Here is a 17,043-nt window from a genome sequence, read left to right on the forward strand (position 1 = left end):
GTTATTAGTTGTTCGTTATTGGTTTTAGTTGCTCAAAAGACCTCGTAGCGTGCGCAGCTCCTACGAGTGTCTGATGCCAAAGGCTTTGATTCTTAGCCAGACACTAGCAGGAGCTGCGCGCACTGCTAGGTCTTTGCTTCTATTGTTTTCTTGCTGCCAGCGCAGCTGCTTTTGCCGCTGCCATTTCTTCCTGCTGCTTTGCCAGAAGCTCCTTTTTCTCTTCGGCCTGCTCCGGCGACAAGTCAGTAAAATGGTAGATCATATTTTTGATATCTACTTCCGCGAAATCGTACACGGGTGTCATGGTCAGGCAGTCGGTTGGGCAAACGGTAGTGCAAAGGCCGCAGTAGCAACACTTGGCCATATCGATGTCGAAAACTGGCGCATATAGTCGCTTTTTGGTTCCGTCAGAGGTTAGCCCGATCTCTTCCGTTGCTTTTACAGATTCTATCGTGATGCAGTTAACCGGGCAGATCTTGGCACAAAGATCACAAACTATACAGTCATCAATCTCATTGTGAAGGCGGTATCGGCCGTTATCGGGAACAGGAATTGCTTCGTAAGGATAAGTCAGCGTTACTAATCCCTCCGGTTGGTTAAAGTAATTTTTATCGGTCACGTACTCCGGGGTACGGCGGTTTTTTGCATTCCAGAAGTGTTTCCACGTCAGGCGCAGGCCACTTATCAGTGACCTTACCGCAAACCAGAATCCGGATTTATGTTTTATGGTCTTAGTTTCCATAATCTTAATGGCGTGTTAACCCACACCTAACCCCTCTGAGGAGGGGAATTATTCTTATAGTTCTGTCATCTCGAATGTAATGAGATATCTATTTAGAATTCCAGATAGATTTCTCGCTGTACTCGAAATGACACTAGTTTTAAATCATTAACAATCGCCAGATGCCCGCAATCAGTACAACACCTAAAGCAATAGGCGTGAGCACTTTCCAGCACAGGTGCATCAGCTGGTCTACGCGCAAACGTGGATACGTCCAGCGTATCTGCAATTGCAGGAACAATAGTACAAATGTTTTGCTCAGCAACCAGAAGCCGCCCCAGAGTATTCCTGACAGTTCTCCTACAGTGCCGGTTGTCCAGTACGCTAAACTCACAGGGCCGATGTTTGGCAATGGCGTATTCCAGCTTCCCAGGAAAAGGATAACGGCTACTAAACAAACCAATACCATCATGCTATACTCTGCCAGGAACAATATGGCAAACCGGAATCCTGAATATTCTACGTGGAAACCCGCCACCAACTCCGACTCCGCTTCCGGAATATCGAAAGGTGCACGGTTACTCTCAGCCAGCGACGCTATAAAGTATATGATAAAGGAAATCAAAAGTATAGGTGCACGGAAAATGTTCCAGGTAGTAATGCCGCCTATAGTTGTCGTGTTAATGCCCAGGGCCTCGATGCCAAACAGCCAGTTCATCTCAAACTCCAGCCCCGGAAACCGGTTCATTAAAGCACCTTGCTGGTAACTAATCTCCTGAAAATCCAATGACTGACAAATCATAACTGCTGACAGTATAGCCAGCCCAGCCGGAATTTCATACGACACGATCTGAGCTACCGAGCGCATTGCCCCTAGCATGGCATATTTGTTATTGGATCCCCAGCCGGCCATCAACAGACCAACTACATCTAATGAGATGATCGCCAGCAGATAGAAAACGCCAATTCCTATGCCTGCGGGCACCAGATCCGGCGTGAAAGGGATAACAGCAAAACCAGCGAAAACTGCAGCAAATATTAAGATCGGGGCTAACTTGAAAAGATTCTTATCAGCAGCAGCAGGAACAATATCTTCTTTCTGCAACAGTTTAAGCACATCCAGTACCGATTGCAAAGAGCCATAAGGACCTGCTTCGGTTGGGCCAAGCCTATCCTGCATAAAAGCCGCCACCTTCCGCTCTGCATACGCCAGCACGATCACTATCGAAAGCAACAGTACAAGTGTTAGCACAAAAGCGAGCATAGGCGTTCAGGATTTATGAGCAGGCAAAGGTAAGTTTTAATTTGGAAATTTGGGGAGGTAGAGATTTGTCTGAATCAGGATTTACAGGATTTAGGGTTTGGCAGGATTAATAGCTATAGTTTTACTGCTTGATTGTTTTTGCTGGCGCGAGCTTTCAGCTCGTGTCTTACCATTATGTTGAGTTTGTAACTCAACTGGGCGGGACGCCCAACTATAGTTTGTCACGAGCGAAGACGCTCGCGCCATAGTTACAGCTTCAACAAACTATAGCTATGGTTTAGAAATCTACTCATCTTCAAATTCCCAAATTTTCAAATCTAAAACCTACTCCACCAAATGCGGTACAAACTGCGACAGGTTGGTGATGATGCCTTTTTCGCGGCGGAAACCGATGGCGCAACCTTCGCCAGCCCAGAATACGCCTGCCTGGTAGGTATAGCCTTTGTTGTCTTGCGGTAACTCGCACCAGCGTTGGTAAACCTGCTGTTGCTGGTCGTATTCCCCTTCCATTTTGGTAACACGCACTTTATCCACCACTTCCACACTTTGCCCTTCTCTACCGAAGTAGGGTTTGCGGATATACTTATCCCTCAGAGGAGTAAGATCAGCTTCGAGTAAAAGCGGGTGGTAAGGATAAGCTTTCCAGAGCCAGGCCAGCATGCCTTTACTTTGGAACAGTAAGGTATAAGCCGGGTTAGCAATCACTACATTGCGGCTACGGGAAAGTTGTGTCAGGCTTTCGCATAGTTCGGGTTCTTCCCAGGCAATCTGCTCCCAGGGCAATAACTTAAACAGAAACGAAAACTGTTGCCATTGCTCATTTTCTACCTGTGCCCAAACACCACGCTCTGTTCCTTCTGTCGAAATATTTACTTCATCTATCGGGCAAAGATGTGTGTCAAAACCGGCTTCTTTGGCCGCCTGAGCCAGCACAGCACAATTGGTTTCATCTTCAGCACTTCCGCCAATGTAAGTCAGCAGTAAAGCAGGGGCAAGATCGCTGTTCATCATGCGCCAGGCCTTAAATTGCTCTACCAGCGCCTCGTAAAGGCCGGAATACTGGTTCGCATCATTTTTGCCGGCAGCAGCCAGGCTCGCCCATTGTACTACAGCCGTTTCGGGAATGGAGGTGGCGGTATCAGCGTTAAATTCAATCAGTTTTGGCCCTTCGGGGGTTTGAGCCAGATCAAAGCGGCCGTACAAATGCCAGTGGCGGTCGTCGTTCCAGGACTGGCGCACCAGCTGCCACAGGTTCTGCGGTATGCCCAGCACGTTCAGAAAAGCATCCGGTAAATCGTCAGGCACTGCCTGCACCATCATATTATAGAGCGAATCGGCAGCCTCTAACAGTGCATCAGCATCCTGCTCATTTAATACCACTGCTTCGCCGGGTACATAGTTGGCGCAGCCGTCTTCTACGCACCACTCCCAACCAAGCCCACGCACAGCAGTTTCCACATCGCCTGTATGGGGCTCTAGGCGAACTTTGATTCTTAAGTTATCAAGCATTAACTATAGTTCTGAAGTATGGATTAGCCACCGAAACCGCTGCCACTGCTACGGCCTCTGAAATAACCGCTTCTGCCGGAGCGAGGTGCCGTGGACTGCTGACGGTATGTTTGCACATTCTGGCGCCATGCTGCTGTATTGTTCATTACACCCGGGTTAGCGTAGTAGCCAGGTCTCGGCGACATCATTCGGCCAGCCATGTAGCCCATTCCGCTCCACCAAAGTACGCTTCCTAACCCGAAGCCGCCCTGTTGGTACGTGTTCTGGTTTGCCGCAACATTTTTCATCTGGTTCTCCAGTTCCAGACCTTTCAGGGTATCAACCCGGCCATCCTGATACTTCAGGATAGCCATGCTTGCTCCTGGAACGGTTGTTCGCTCATCGGTTATTTTCCACTGATCCGGTGCTTCTTCGGTAAGTTCAGTAATGATGCCATCCGGCACTTTCACCTCTTCGTTGGCACCCGTATTATTATTGTTGTTGTCTGGTCCGCAACTAGTCAGGCCCATACAGGTAGCTGCTGCTACAATAAAAGCGTTTCGTTTCAGGTCGCCGATGCGCAGGTATCGTTTTTTCATGAGTTCTGATGGATTACAGTTAAAGGTACGGTTTTTAGCCTGATTTTGGTAATTATCACGGGATTTAGGCTTCCCTCAGGCTGAAGGTCAAAGTGAAAAAGGGGCTTTTCTATTGATTATAGTTGGAATTTTATAGTTGGCGAGGCTCAGTCACCCCTAATCTCTGCTTGTTTAAGGAGGGGAGCTTTTACCCCTTCCCTACCTTCCCCTAAAAACAGGGGAAGGAGTTTTTCTGCTTTAGCTATTGTTGGTGGCTATGGTTTTATCGTTACGGTTTTAACCCACCACTCCCCCCCGAGAGGGGAATTTCTTCCTTTGCTATATGTTGAGGTTGTAGTTTTATAGTTGCTGTTTGTCATCCTCCTACCCCCTTCAAAGGGGGACTTTTCGGCTATAGTTAAAGTTTGAGTTATAGTGCTAGAGTTACAGTCCACGATCAGGACAGGTCTACCTGTCCCTAAGAAACTACGACCACGATTAATCTCGAAGCTTATAGTTTCAAACTATAGTTAGCAGTTGCTAAGAGAAACCTATCAGTCTTTGGGTTGAGCGCCTTGTAGATTTCTGGTGCCTGTAAGGGCATTGTGAGGAACGAACAAAAGAAATGTACACCGCGCGATGCCCGAAGACGAGGCCTCCCGGCCGTGAGGGCACCAAAGCTAAATTGAAACTGTAGATTTGTAGAGTTCCCAGGATTAGAAGTAATTTGTCAGGATAGCTTGGTTCAAGTTGTAGTTGAGCCAACTAGAAGCTGAGATAGATTTCTCACTTTGTTCGAAATGACAGAAGAGGAAGGACTATAGGTTGTATAAGATCCTTCGGCTAATGCTCGGGATGACAAGAGAAAACTGTCGAACGGTTAATAATTTCTCACTTATAACGCTTAGAGCGAAGAAAAAACCTTCTACCCCCACTACTCCCACAACGGATAATGCTCTAACTCTACCTGGCGCTGAAAGAAAATACGGGTGCTTTCTTCAAAGGAACGGGTAAAGTCCGACACGTAAAAATGATGATCGCCGACCAGTTTATCTGAAGCTAAGTTATTCTGCTCAAGGTAATCTTTTACATACTGCGCCACTATAAGGCTGGCATCCAGCACATCCACATCACCTTTATAGTAATTTTGTATCTGTTTTTTGATAAGCGGGTAATGCGTGCAGCCAAGTATAAGTGCTTCTATTCCCTGCAGGTCCGGATCTGATAAATAGGTATGAATAACACTTTCAGAGATGTTATCATTAAAAAAGCCTTCTTCTATCATAGCGGCCAGAAGTGGCGTTGCATGCGATTTGAGGTCTATTTCCAGGCCAAGTGCATCTACCTTTTTGCGGTACACATTGGAGTTTATAGTTTGCTTGGTACCAATCAGGCCGATGGTACTGCCGGGGTATGAAGCACCAATATAGGATACGATCGGATCTATAACATTCAGCACCTTTGCTTTGCTGCCAACATATTCTTTTACCAGTTCATAAGCTGCCGCCGATGCCGAGTTACAGGCAATCAGTATAACCTTGCATTGTTGTTTCAGGAGCAGGTCGCAGATCTTAACGGCGTAGGCTTGTATGGCAGCGGTAGACTTATCGCCGTATGGCAGGTGAGCCGTATCGCCGAAATAGATAAGTCTCTCGTTAGGCAACACTTTCGTAATAGCCTGAGCTACAGTGAGTCCGCCAATACCGCTATCAAATATTCCAATTGGAAGATGTCTTTTTTCCTTTTCCATCGTATGCGAAATTACTTAAAAAGTCGTTTCCACGCCGTTCACCGTTAAAATATATCTGTTCACAAAAATTTGTAACCTTTTGGAATCATACCAAACTAAGTCAAGTTATATTCGCAACTGTAATATTACTAAAATATTAAGCACTTATTATTTTTGTTAAATATTTTGTTAGTTTTAAACTATAACTTATATTTAAATGTAGTAAGATTCCACACCTGGTGCTTCTCACGAAGTTATCAGCCTGCCAAAGGTGACACACTGTGCAACTGTTTTTCTGTATACTAATCAGAACTATACTATTTCAGCATTTTTTAAATAGATAGAAAAGCCCCTTATGCAAACAGCACTTACTCTGCCAGCACCAACCATAAAGCGCTCTTCACTTTATGGAAGTCTTACTACCCGTTTTGTCGCATTCCTGGTAGATACTACCATGTTGGTCTTTTTCTATACGATCATATTTTATTCAATCGGTACAAATGCAGATCACATTCATTCCTGGGATAAAACATTTCAGCATAATGGCTTCAGCATCTCAGATTTAGTACTTATTGGCAAGATTCTTTTCTTCAATCCTTACTTTGCAGCGGTTCACTGGCTGTACTATACCCTGCTGGAAGCCTCACCCAAGCAGGCAACTATAGGCAAATTTACGCTGGGCTTAAAAGTGACGGACCTTCGTGGTAAACGCATTACCATCTGGCAATCTAACCTGCGCTATTTCAGCAAGTTAATCTCCATCTTACCGGTGTGCCTTGGCTTTTTGCTTATACTTGTAACACGCCGCCACCAGATGCTGCACGATTATATTGCACGAAGTGTAGTAGTTGGCGATTAATCCCTTTCACTAAAATTGTACTATTTTCCATTACCTCGTCTTAAAGGTCTCGTATAACTATACCTGAGTATCAATAAGAAAGGAGGATTATTATGAGATTTATTCCAACCCGTTTCCACGGATTTTTAGATTATATAGTAGGTATTTTTATGATCATCGCCCCTTGGGTGCTTGATTTTTCGGACAACGACGCCGCCACCTGGACCATAGTGATAGCCGGTATTATAGTACTGATACAAGCTGCTATGACTGACTTTGAAGTTGGTTTGGTGAGACGTATACCTATGCAGAGCCACCTGATGATGGACTTTGGTATTGGTGTTATACTGGCTCTTTCGCCATGGCTGTTCCAATTCGATGATTATGTGTATCTGCCGCACCTGATAGTAGGTATTTTCTCTATTCTGGCCTCGCTTACTACACACCGTGTACCGAGCCACAGCTATAAGGCAGAACATACCAACCCGGATCATATCCGCCACATGTAAGTAAAATACTTTTTAGTAAAACAGGCCAGCCTTAACAGGTTGGCCTGTTTTATTTTAACCTATCCCCGAAGAAATGCCTAAATTTGTAACATGAATTACCTATCTGCAGAAAATATTTCAAAAAGCTACGGCGAGCGCTGGCTGTTTAAAAACCTGAACTTTGGTATTAGCCAGGGGCAGCGTGTGGCACTGGTTGGCGTAAACGGCTCCGGAAAAACTACTTTACTGAATGTGCTGGCCGGCAAAATTCCGCCAGACGAAGGCAGCGTGAGCATGCGCAAAGAAGTAACGATAGGCTTCCTGGGCCAGAACCCGGAGTTCGACGAGAACCTTACCGTGCATCAAACTATATTTTCGGGACAGAGCGAGGCGTTAGACGTGATCCGTGATTATGAGATCGCAATAGAAAACCCGGACACCAGCGCAGAGAAAATGCAGCACCTGATGGAAAGAATGGATGAACTGCAGGCCTGGGATTTTGAGCTGAAAGTAAAGCAGATATTATCAAAACTGGGCATCCATAACCTCGAAGACAAGATCAGTCACCTATCGGGTGGGCAGCGCAAACGTGTAGCCATGGCCCGTGTACTGATAGATGAGCCAAGCATGCTGATCCTGGATGAGCCTACCAACCACCTGGACCTGGACACGATAGAATGGCTGGAAAACCTGTTATCGACGCAGAATACCACCTTGCTGATGGTTACCCACGATCGTTACTTTTTAGATAGAGTGGCCAACGAAATTGCGGAACTGGACGGTGGGCAGGTGTTTAGCTACAAAGGCAACTATAGTTATTTTGTAGAGAAGAAAGCCTCGCGCGAGGAAATGGCAGCAGCTGAAACCGAGAAAGCCCGCAACTTAATGCGCAAAGAGCTCGACTGGATTCGTCGTCAACCGAAGGCGCGTGGTACTAAAGCCAAGTACCGGGTTGATGCTTTTGAGGAACTGAAAGAAAAAGCGGCCAAGAAAGTAAGCGGCCCGCAGCTGGAGTTATCCGTTAAAACCACACGCCAGGGCGGTAAGATCATTGAAGTAGATCATATTTCTAAATCATTTGGCAGCAAGAAGATTGTAGATGATTTCAGTTATGTGTTCAAGAAGAAAGACCGCATTGGTATAGTTGGGCCGAACGGTGCTGGCAAGTCTACTTTCCTAAATATGCTGACCGGCAAACTACAACCTGATGCCGGAACGATAGATGCCGGCCAGACGACGGTTTTCGGGTACTATACACAGGAAGAACTTCAGTTTAAGGAAGGGCAGCGCGTTATAGATATTGCCAAAGAGATTGCCGAAGTGGTGGAAATGGCTAATGGCGAGGTGATTACAGCATCGCAATTTTTACAGCACTTCCAGTTTGCCCCGGCACAACAGTATACCATGGTTAACAAACTGAGCGGTGGCGAAAAACGTCGTTTACAGTTACTGCGCGTGCTTATCAAAAATCCGAACTTCCTGATACTGGATGAGCCGACCAACGACCTGGACATTATTACCCTGAACATACTCGAGGATTTCCTGCTGAACTTTGGTGGTTGTTTGCTGATGGTAAGCCACGACCGCTACTTTATGGACAGGCTGGTAGAACATTTATTTGTATTTGAAGGCGAAGGCAAGATCCGAAACTTCCCGGGTAACTATACCGATTACCGCGAATGGCTGAAGGATCAGGAAAAGCAGGAACCTGAAACCAAAACTATAGTTGCAGCCCCTGCCCCTGTTCAGGCCAGGAAAGAAGAGCAGCCGACCAACAAGCGCAAAGCGACCTTTAACGAGAAAAAAGAATACGAGCAGCTCGAAAAGGAAATAGCAAAACTGGAAGCGCGTAAAACGGAAGTAATTGGCTTGATGAACGCCGGCACCACAACTGATCACGCTCAACTAAGTGCCTGGGCTACCGAAATTGAGGAGATAAACGAGCAACTCGAAGAAAAAGAATTCCGCTGGCTGGAGCTGGCTGAGATCATCTAACTTTAAACAACTATAAAGGCGGCTACTTGGCTGCCTTTATAGTTTACCGTGATATTTCTCTTTCTGAAGTTTGCATATGTAAAATAACTTTCCCTATTTGGGGTATAGATTTAAACATGCACCAACCAGCTTCCATAGCGATCACACTTTCTTTGCCGGTAACACCTGGCCAGGAGCTGGTGCATTCTATCTATTCTTATTGCCAGAGCATCTATAGCTATTATCGCTATTATTATCGCCGTACCTACTGCGCTCTCTTTGGCAATCACACCGATCATACATCGTAAATAACAGAAAGTCTTTACCGGCTTATCTTAAGTGATACAAAAAAGCAGCGCGAAAGCCCTGCTTTTTTGCTTTTATACCTATCCGTAACTATAAAATTACAACCTGATGAACATTACACAGAACTACAGCAGCTACACACAAGAGAACCATACTGTTTGGGCCATACTTTTCGAACGCCAGTACCAGAACCTGCAGGGCAAAGCCATTCCGGAGTTTTTTGAGGGACTGGAAAAAGTAGGCTTCAGCCGCGACCGTATTCCGGATTTTGATGAAGTGAACCAGCGTCTGAAACCGCTAACTGGTTTTGAAGTGGTGCCCGCGCCCGGCATTGTAGACGATGCGCTATTCTTTGAGCTGATCGCTAACCACAAATTTCCGGCAACTGTCTGGATCCGGAACATGGACCAGCTGGATTACCTGGAAGAGCCGGATATGTTTCATGATGTGTTCGGACATGTGCCGTTGCTAACTATACCGGTTTACTGCCAGTTCCTGGCGCAGCTATCGCAACTTGCCCTGCAATACATTGATCGCCCTGATGTGATTGACCTGCTGACACGCATTTACTGGTACACGATAGAATTTGGGTTGTTTACTGATAATGGCAAAACACTGATCTATGGCGCCGGTATTCTTTCCTCTGTAGGAGAAAGCAACCTGTCTGTTTCTGATGCCAGCACCAAATTCACTTTTGATGTAGCGCAGATACTGGAAACTTCTTACATAAAAGAGACTTTCCAGAGCCAGTATTTCCATATCTCTGATTTTAACGAATTGCTGGAGGCTCTGCCAGCCTTAACTATAGCTCTCGACAAATTAAAAGCAGAACTGGAAATACCTGCCACTTTATAAAACAAAAGCCCGGCTATAGTTGTAGCCGGGCTTTTTAATTCTTATCCATAGTTAAGCTTACAAAGCTACCAGCCAACTATAGCCAGCGGCACAGCCTAAATTTATAGTCAATGTGTCAGCGTAGAACTCACCTGGAAGCCTAATTTACGTGGCTGTGTGATCACGTTTTCCTGTTTCTGTTTCAGGGTAATACGTTCTATTTCGCTCACATCCTGGCCCATTAAGTCGTTGTTTACGGCGGCAACCATGGCGCTTTCAATTATCAGGCGTAGTGTTTTGTTGTTGATCACATTCTGGGCAATGCGGTCGTAAGGCAGCTCCATCTGTTTCACGCCTTCAATTACAAAATGGCGGTCTATGTTTATCAGCATGCGGCCAACCAGGTAACCGGGGTCATCCATACGGTTATATTTTATAGTATCGGCCATAAAGTTGTATGCCATTATATGCCCGAAAAACCTGCGCCTGAAATCTTCTTCGATGTAGTCGTTCTTCATCAGCTCATAATCTTCCGGGAACGTGATGATGTTGGTGTGCATGATAAACATGAGCATGTCGCCGGAGAACTTTACATGAAACTCGAATTCGCTGATATTTATGTATTCGATAATTACATCAGCGTCTTTCTTGGTTATCCGGGTGGTCAGTTTCTTTACTATATCCTGGGCAATTTCCTTCATCCTGTCGAAGGTGGCTTTTGTGTTGCGGTAAATAGCCTGCTTAGTTACAGATTTCTGATGAAGCCCATTAATAATATCGTTAAGTCTTTCTTCTGATACTGCCATTGTTTTTATATACTCGGTAGTTTGAATGATTTTACAGCAGAAACTGGTAAAGAGTTATAAAATATAGTTTTGAAAGCGTTGTAACTATAGTTGCTGCCTCAGGTTTTATAACCCGGCGGAGGGGTAAGTTGCACCGGTTTTTCATCTCCTACTTTAAACGCAACCTGGCGCACACCCGGCTTAGCATCAGTAGCTTCCAGTAATAGCTGTCTGGCTTGCGGCAATTCAAAAACATTAGCAACAGAGTTCACAGCACCAGCCGGAACATGCAGCTTATGCAGGGAATTTAAAAGTTGTTGCTGATCCTGTTTTGCAATAAGCTGGCGCAACAGCTCATTTAGCTCCTTCCGGTTTTGCACCCTGCTATAGTTGGTTTTGAACTTTGAATCATGCGCCATTTCAGTAGCTCCCAACACGTTACATAAGCGCTCAAACTGCCTGTCGTCACCAATGGCCAGCACCAGCTGCTTGTTATCACAGGTTGTAAATACTGTACCATACGGGACAATACTGGGGTGCTCGGAGCCCATGCGTTGCGGGTTTTGCCCTGCTACCAGCCAGTTTGTTGCCTGATTAGCCAATGCCGAAACAGCAGCCTGCACCAGCGACACCTGTACATATTGCCCCTTTTTAGTTCGTTCGCGTTGTAACAAAGCTACTAACAAGCCTTCTTTCAGCTGATGAGCCGCCAGAATATCCATTAGAGCAACGGGCAACTTAGTAGGCTCTCCCTCCGGCTCCCCGTTCAGATACATAAAACCAGTCTCGGCTTGAATTACTGCATCATAACCGGCTCTTTCATCATCAGGGCCGTAGCCAGTTAAGTGACCGTAGATCAGCGTTGGGTTTATAGTTTGCAGGGTTTTATAGTCTACCTGTAACTTTTCGGCGTCGCCGGGTTTGTAGCTGGCAATAACGATGTCAGCCTGTTTTACCAAACTATAGAGTTGTTCCAGATCGCTTTGCTTTGACAGGTTGAGTGGCATTGATTCTTTGCCCCAGTTTGCCGCGCAGAAGTAGGCAGGTGTATCAGTTTCAGTTGGTTCTGATCTTAGTTTCCAGCGGCGGGTTACATCTCCATTAGTAGCGGCATTCTCTATTTTTATCACCCGCGCGCCAAGTTCTGCAAAAAACTGGCCTACACTTGGCCCGGCCAGCACACTTGCCAGTTCCAGCACCAGCATATCTTTACCTATCATGTCGTTCAGGTTTCTAAAACTATACAGTCACCCAAACTTCGCGAAATATTTTTAATGATGTTGAAGTAGTTTGAAGAGAAGGCTGAACTATAAAGAATGCTCTTTCCTTTTACGCGGACAAGGATGTCCGCATCAGATAAAGGTTCGGACACAGATGTCCGAAACAGCAGGATAGTTATCCAGAGCCAATCTAACTATGGCTTGTTTCCCGCTTCTAAAAGTATAGTCAGAACAGGCAACTATAAAGCAAAAAAGGCTCATCTGCCGAAGCAGAAGAGCCTTTTTTTGAGATTTTTAAGAATTACCTGTTATAAAAGAAAAAACAGGGCATTGATAATATTCAAGCCAAGCAATAGGTAGAAATTTGGTGAATCTTGTATAGCCTTTTTCATATATAAACTAATAACTGTAAAATGAAGTCTTTTTGGGATGCAGCGTTTGCTACATTTTCATCTTACGCCGGCCTATACCAAATGTTACATTTAAATATCACTTTTTATATACTTGCCTCAATTCATTAATATATAAATAGTTATATATATTACATTTAATATCAACAAAAACGCGTTTTAAAGCTTTTAAACCCATATTATATACCAATTACCACATTTACATCATTTTGCACTTACTTATATTTTATTCAATTATTTATCATATAAACACCAAACAAAGCTCATTCTTCGCAGGCTATACCATTAGCTTTTTTATAGAAATGATGTCAAAATAATTTATCTTTACCATAGACCTGCTAAACGCATTGCGTAGTGGGTGCATAACAGTTTATATATAAAGACAATAACATTGAATTTCCATTCATTTAATTTACACGAAGACGTTGTTACAGGTATAGAATCGATGGGGTATAACAGCCCTACTCCTATACAGCAACAGGCCATACCGCTTATTTTAGAGAAGAAAGACCTGATTGCCTGCGCCCAGACCGGTACCGGTAAAACAGCAGCGTACCTGCTTCCACTTATCGACCGTATCTCGCATGCCAACGCTACACATACCAGCACACTTATTTTAGTACCAACCCGCGAACTTGCCAAACAGATTGATGAGCAGGTAGAAGGTCTCGGCTATTTTGCCCCGGTTAGCTCTATTGCCATTTACGGCGGTAACAAAGGCGGCGAATGGGACCAGCAGAAACGTGCCCTTACCAGCGGCGCCGATATTATTATTGCCACGCCAGGACGACTGATGTCACATATGGCGCTGGGCTATGTAAAGCTGGACGAGTTGAATTACCTGGTGCTGGATGAAGCAGACAAAATGCTGGACATGGGCTTTATGGATGACATCCTGAAGATTGTGCGCCAGTTGCCGGCCAACCGCCAGACGTTGCTTTTCTCGGCTACCATGCCTAAAAAGATTCGCGACCTGGCACAGCAGATCCTGAACAAACCAGAGGAAATCAACCTGGCCGTATCGAAGCCTGCTGAGAAAATAGACCAGCGCATGTACCTGACCTTCGACAACCAGAAACTGCCCCTACTGGAATATATTCTGCGGGAGCTGGAGGTTCAGAACATGATCATCTTCACCTCGCGCAAGTCTAACGTGGCCCAGATCGTAAGATCGCTGCGCAAGATGGGATTTGAAGCCGAAGGTATACAGTCTGACATGACGCAGGATGAGCGCGAAGCCGCTTTGCGTGATTTCAAGAATAAGAAATACCAGGTTCTGGTTGGTACAGATATTCTTTCGCGCGGAATTGATATCGACAACCTGAGCCATGTACTTAATTTTGACATGCCGCAGGATGCGGAGGATTATGTACACCGCGTGGGTCGTACGGCCCGCGCTGCCTCTACAGGTATGGCTATTACCTTCGTGAACGAAAAGGATATGTATCGTGTGCGCAAAGTTGAGCAACTGATTGAGCGTGAGATACCAAAATTAGGCTTACCGGAAGACTTTGGTCCCGGCCCGGTTTACGACCTAAGCAAGAAGCAGGAACGACCACATGGTGGTGGCAACCGCCCAGGACAGGGTAACAAAAACCGTTCTAACGACAGAAACAGAGGCGGCAACCGCGACAGAAACAAACCGAGAGGCCCGAAACCTGAGCAAAAAGCTGTCACCGGCGAAGCTGGTGCAACAGCAGAAAAAACAGGTAACGACAGGCCAATAAAACCATTTACGCCCCGCAACAGAAACAAAGGTAATCGTGGCCCAGCCGGTAATCCAGCCGCACCGCAATCAACCCCTACAGAATAACATAGAAACGCCGCTTCCAAAAAGGGGCGGCGTTTTTTATAGTACTAACCTATAGTTGCTGCACCAACGCTCCGGAAGTAGTCACGTCATATACAGGTATTTTCTTATTGCTGAGTTCTGCTCTCATACGCTCTATATACCAGGGTTTATTACTACCATCCAGCACTATAGTTTTAAAAGCAAAAGCTTGCAGCTCTTCAGGTCTGATGCGAACATTCTGAGCAAGAATAATATAATCTAACACCATAGTTGAAATAGGCTGTACTTTCAGTGGTCTTCGGATAAGCAGGATTTTCTTACTCTCCCAGACAAGCAACTCATTTCCGTCAAGCAATACTTCTGAGACTACTCCGACAGTTTGAACAGTGGCCTCTCCTACAAGTTTAACCGTTGGTGCCGCCACACCCAGATCCCACAAATGCGCCTGTATATTGAAATTATAGTTCTGTTTATCTGCTGCCAGCAAGCTGTCTGTAACAAGTATAGCTTCTTGGCTCTGTATAAAAGCCATGGCTGTGCTGCCGCGCAGACTATAGATCGTCAGTAATTTTTGATTTTGCTGCGCTATCGTTTCCAGTATCTGTTGCACCGAAAGCACGCCAACTATGCAGGTAGCAAACACCAGGTACTTCAGTTTTTTACGAACCAGGAACAGCGTAAAAAAGGCAAGCAAACTATAGAGCAGCCACGACTGCAGTGCTGTAATATCAAGGCCATTTATGAGCGCATTCGGGAAAGTGGAAAGCAACAGGTTTATCTCGTTCATGACCCAGATAAAGCCGAAATGTACCGCAAACAGCAACTCTGATACATAAGGCACCCAGTAAAAAACCAGCGCCAATAATCCTGCATAAAGCCCGAAGGAAGATACCGGAACCACCACGATATTTGCCAGCCAGAAATATACCGGGAACTGATGAAAATAATAGATACCCAGCGGCAAGGTGATTAATTGCGCGGCCACAGCAATCGAAAAGAGCTCCCAGATCTTGTCCAGGAATCTGTTGTTTATATCCAGCAAGCTATAGATTGCTGGATGGATAGTCACAATACCTAGCACCGCCAGGAACGACAACTGGAAACCGACATCGAACAGGAAATACGGATCGTAAAAAAGTAACAGGAAAGCAACTATAGCCAGTGTGTTATAAATGTTATGCCGGCGGCTCCAGACCATTGCTATCATCACGAGGCTGAACATAAGCACTGCCCGCAGTACCGAAGCCGACAACCCGGTCACAAAAGCGTACAACCACAGCAACGTCAGCACTATAGTTACAAACACCAGTCGCTGACTTTTATTCAGGTTTACACTCTTAAACAGCAACAGAAACACACCAAATATTAACCCGACATGCATGCCCGAAACAGCCAGCACATGCATGGTTCCGGTGGCAGCATAACTGTCGCGCACGTCGTTATCCAGGTCATCTTTTACGCCCAGAATAAGCGCTGTAGAAATACCAGCTTCACGTTTGGCCTGCACGTTTTCCTTTATAGTTTCTTCGAGGTAGCGGCGGATCTTTATGCTCAGGTAAAGCAGGAAATTGGGTGGATCGTTGCCAAGTTTAGCAAACTGCTGTGCCTGCAGGTTCTGGCGATGGTAAATACTTTTCTTCTGTAGATAAGCCTTATAGTTGAATTGTTCAGGGTTAAGTGGGCCCTGTACCGGTAGCGGCGAACCTTTAATCAGTAATTTATCGCCGTAAGTAAACGTATATTCTTCAGGCGTATCGTGTGGCACGGTAACCTGCACCTGCCCTGTCGCTTTTTGCCAACTCCCGTTAACCAGTACTTTATCAACAGCCAGTACTGTGCGCTGGTAGCCGGGTTTCTGAATGACGTAATCGTTAACTATACCGGTGTAATAGGTTGGCTTTTGGTTAAGGTTAGAAAGGTGATTTGGTTGCAGATGTGGCGTGCGAAGTTCAGTTATCCAGAATCCTGCAGAAGCAAAACAGAACAGGCCAACTATACCAACCCAGGTATTAACTTCTGCTGATCTATAGCTGCGGGAATAAATAAACAAGCCCAGAAACAGGGCAACAAAAAAGGTGAAGACCTCAGGGGCAAACCTGAAACCTTCACCTATAGTTGTATACGCTAAAATGCCCGCTATAAAACTAAGCGCAATCCTTAAAAACGGATATGGCGCCCATTGCAGCATCAGCCCGCAAAAATCATTTTATAGTGTTGTATATCGCATTCCGTAAACATATCGCCTTCGGTTTTAAAGCCGTTGCGCTTATAAAAATTTACTGCCGGTAACTGTGCATGCAGGTAAACTTTTCTGCCATTCTGCTCCGCATTCACATCACGTAACACAGCCTTTAACACTTCCGCACCTACCAGCTTATTTCTATAGTCAGGCAGTACGGCAAAGCGCTCCAGTTTTACACCGTGGTCGGTAGTACGCCAGCGGGCTGCGCCGCATGGCACGCCTTCAAAAGTAGCTAAGTAATGACTGGCAGTAGCTTCAAAACCATCGTATTCAGCTTCGCGGGGCACCTGCTGTTCTTCTACAAAAACCTGCTCCCGTATCCGGAAAGCTTTTTTGAGGTCCTGCTCCTGCTCTGCCCTGATAACCTGTATCAT

15 protein-coding genes are annotated in these 17,043 nt (G+C 45.5%); 6 read left to right on the forward strand and 9 right to left on the reverse strand.

The window, feature by feature from the left end; all coding sequences use genetic code 11:
• Positions 1–139 precede the first annotated feature (139 nt).
• The 5 genes from KYK27_RS00615 to murI form a co-directional block, all read right to left on the reverse strand.
• Positions 140–742: a 4Fe-4S binding protein gene (locus tag KYK27_RS00615; protein WP_199108142.1), complete on the reverse strand. Its 603-nt coding sequence runs from the start codon at positions 740–742 to the stop codon at positions 140–142.
• Positions 743–881: 139 nt separating this feature from the next.
• Positions 882–1,985 carry a complex I subunit 1/NuoH family protein gene (locus tag KYK27_RS00620; protein ID WP_199108143.1) on the reverse strand — a complete coding sequence of 368 codons (1,104 nt, stop codon included), beginning with the start codon at positions 1,983–1,985 and terminating at the stop codon, positions 882–884.
• A gap of 324 nt (positions 1,986–2,309) precedes the next feature.
• Positions 2,310–3,494, reverse strand: coding sequence for a glutathionylspermidine synthase family protein (locus KYK27_RS00625; RefSeq protein WP_199108144.1), 1,185 nt, complete (start codon positions 3,492–3,494; stop codon positions 2,310–2,312).
• A 23-nt stretch (positions 3,495–3,517) separates the two neighbouring features.
• A complete protein-coding gene (locus KYK27_RS00630; protein ID WP_199108145.1) occupies positions 3,518–4,072 on the reverse strand; it encodes a hypothetical protein in 555 nt (184 codons plus the stop codon).
• A gap of 913 nt (positions 4,073–4,985) precedes the next feature.
• Positions 4,986–5,801, reverse strand: a complete 816-nt coding sequence (gene murI / locus KYK27_RS00635) for a glutamate racemase (protein ID WP_199108146.1) — start codon at positions 5,799–5,801, stop codon at positions 4,986–4,988.
• Positions 5,802–6,135: 334 nt separating this feature from the next.
• Here murI and KYK27_RS00640 point away from each other — a divergent pair, with 334 nt between their 5' ends.
• The 5 genes from KYK27_RS00640 to KYK27_RS00660 all read left to right on the forward strand — a co-directional run bounded on the left by KYK27_RS00640 (position 6,136) and on the right by KYK27_RS00660 (position 10,241).
• Complete coding sequence (locus KYK27_RS00640) at positions 6,136–6,639, forward strand: RDD family protein (RefSeq protein WP_233150194.1); 504 nt, start codon at positions 6,136–6,138, stop codon at positions 6,637–6,639.
• Positions 6,640–6,731: 92 nt separating this feature from the next.
• Entirely contained in the window at positions 6,732–7,127 is a 396-nt protein-coding gene (locus KYK27_RS00645) for an SPW repeat protein (protein ID WP_199108147.1), read from the forward strand.
• Between the two features lie 90 nt (positions 7,128–7,217).
• The gene (locus KYK27_RS00650) at positions 7,218–9,101 is read left to right on the forward strand and encodes an ABC-F family ATP-binding cassette domain-containing protein (RefSeq protein ID WP_199108148.1); all 1,884 of its coding nucleotides are present in this window, start codon (positions 7,218–7,220) and stop codon (positions 9,099–9,101) included.
• Between the two features lie 116 nt (positions 9,102–9,217).
• Positions 9,218–9,388: a hypothetical protein gene (locus KYK27_RS00655; RefSeq protein ID WP_199108149.1), complete on the forward strand. Its 171-nt coding sequence runs from the start codon at positions 9,218–9,220 to the stop codon at positions 9,386–9,388.
• 106 nt (positions 9,389–9,494) lie between these two features.
• The gene (locus KYK27_RS00660) at positions 9,495–10,241 is read left to right on the forward strand and encodes a phenylalanine 4-monooxygenase (RefSeq protein ID WP_199108150.1); all 747 of its coding nucleotides are present in this window, start codon (positions 9,495–9,497) and stop codon (positions 10,239–10,241) included.
• A gap of 107 nt (positions 10,242–10,348) precedes the next feature.
• Here the strand turns inward: KYK27_RS00660 and KYK27_RS00665 are convergent, their stop codons facing one another.
• On the reverse strand, positions 10,349–11,026 hold the full coding sequence (locus KYK27_RS00665) for a hypothetical protein (RefSeq protein ID WP_199108151.1): 678 nt from the start codon (positions 11,024–11,026) through the stop codon (positions 10,349–10,351).
• A 98-nt stretch (positions 11,027–11,124) separates the two neighbouring features.
• Positions 11,125–12,225 (reverse strand): CaiB/BaiF CoA transferase family protein, encoded by a 1,101-nt coding sequence (locus KYK27_RS00670; RefSeq protein ID WP_199108152.1) that lies wholly within the window; start codon positions 12,223–12,225, stop codon positions 11,125–11,127.
• An 855-nt stretch (positions 12,226–13,080) separates the two neighbouring features.
• Here KYK27_RS00670 and KYK27_RS00675 point away from each other — a divergent pair.
• Positions 13,081–14,448 (forward strand): DEAD/DEAH box helicase, encoded by a 1,368-nt coding sequence (locus KYK27_RS00675; RefSeq protein WP_199109174.1) that lies wholly within the window; start codon positions 13,081–13,083, stop codon positions 14,446–14,448.
• A gap of 49 nt (positions 14,449–14,497) precedes the next feature.
• Here the strand turns inward: KYK27_RS00675 and KYK27_RS00680 are convergent, their stop codons facing one another.
• Both KYK27_RS00680 and KYK27_RS00685 read right to left on the reverse strand, forming a co-directional pair.
• Positions 14,498–16,615: a ComEC/Rec2 family competence protein gene (locus KYK27_RS00680; protein WP_199108153.1), complete on the reverse strand. Its 2,118-nt coding sequence runs from the start codon at positions 16,613–16,615 to the stop codon at positions 14,498–14,500.
• Complete coding sequence (locus KYK27_RS00685; RefSeq protein WP_199108154.1) at positions 16,615–17,043, reverse strand: GNAT family N-acetyltransferase; 429 nt, start codon at positions 17,041–17,043, stop codon at positions 16,615–16,617. The genes KYK27_RS00680 and KYK27_RS00685 overlap by 1 nt, the downstream gene beginning before the upstream one ends.

Origin of the sequence: Pontibacter populi (genome assembly GCF_019336435.1) — a bacterium.
Classification (GTDB): Bacteria; Bacteroidota; Bacteroidia; order Cytophagales; family Hymenobacteraceae; genus Pontibacter; species Pontibacter humidus.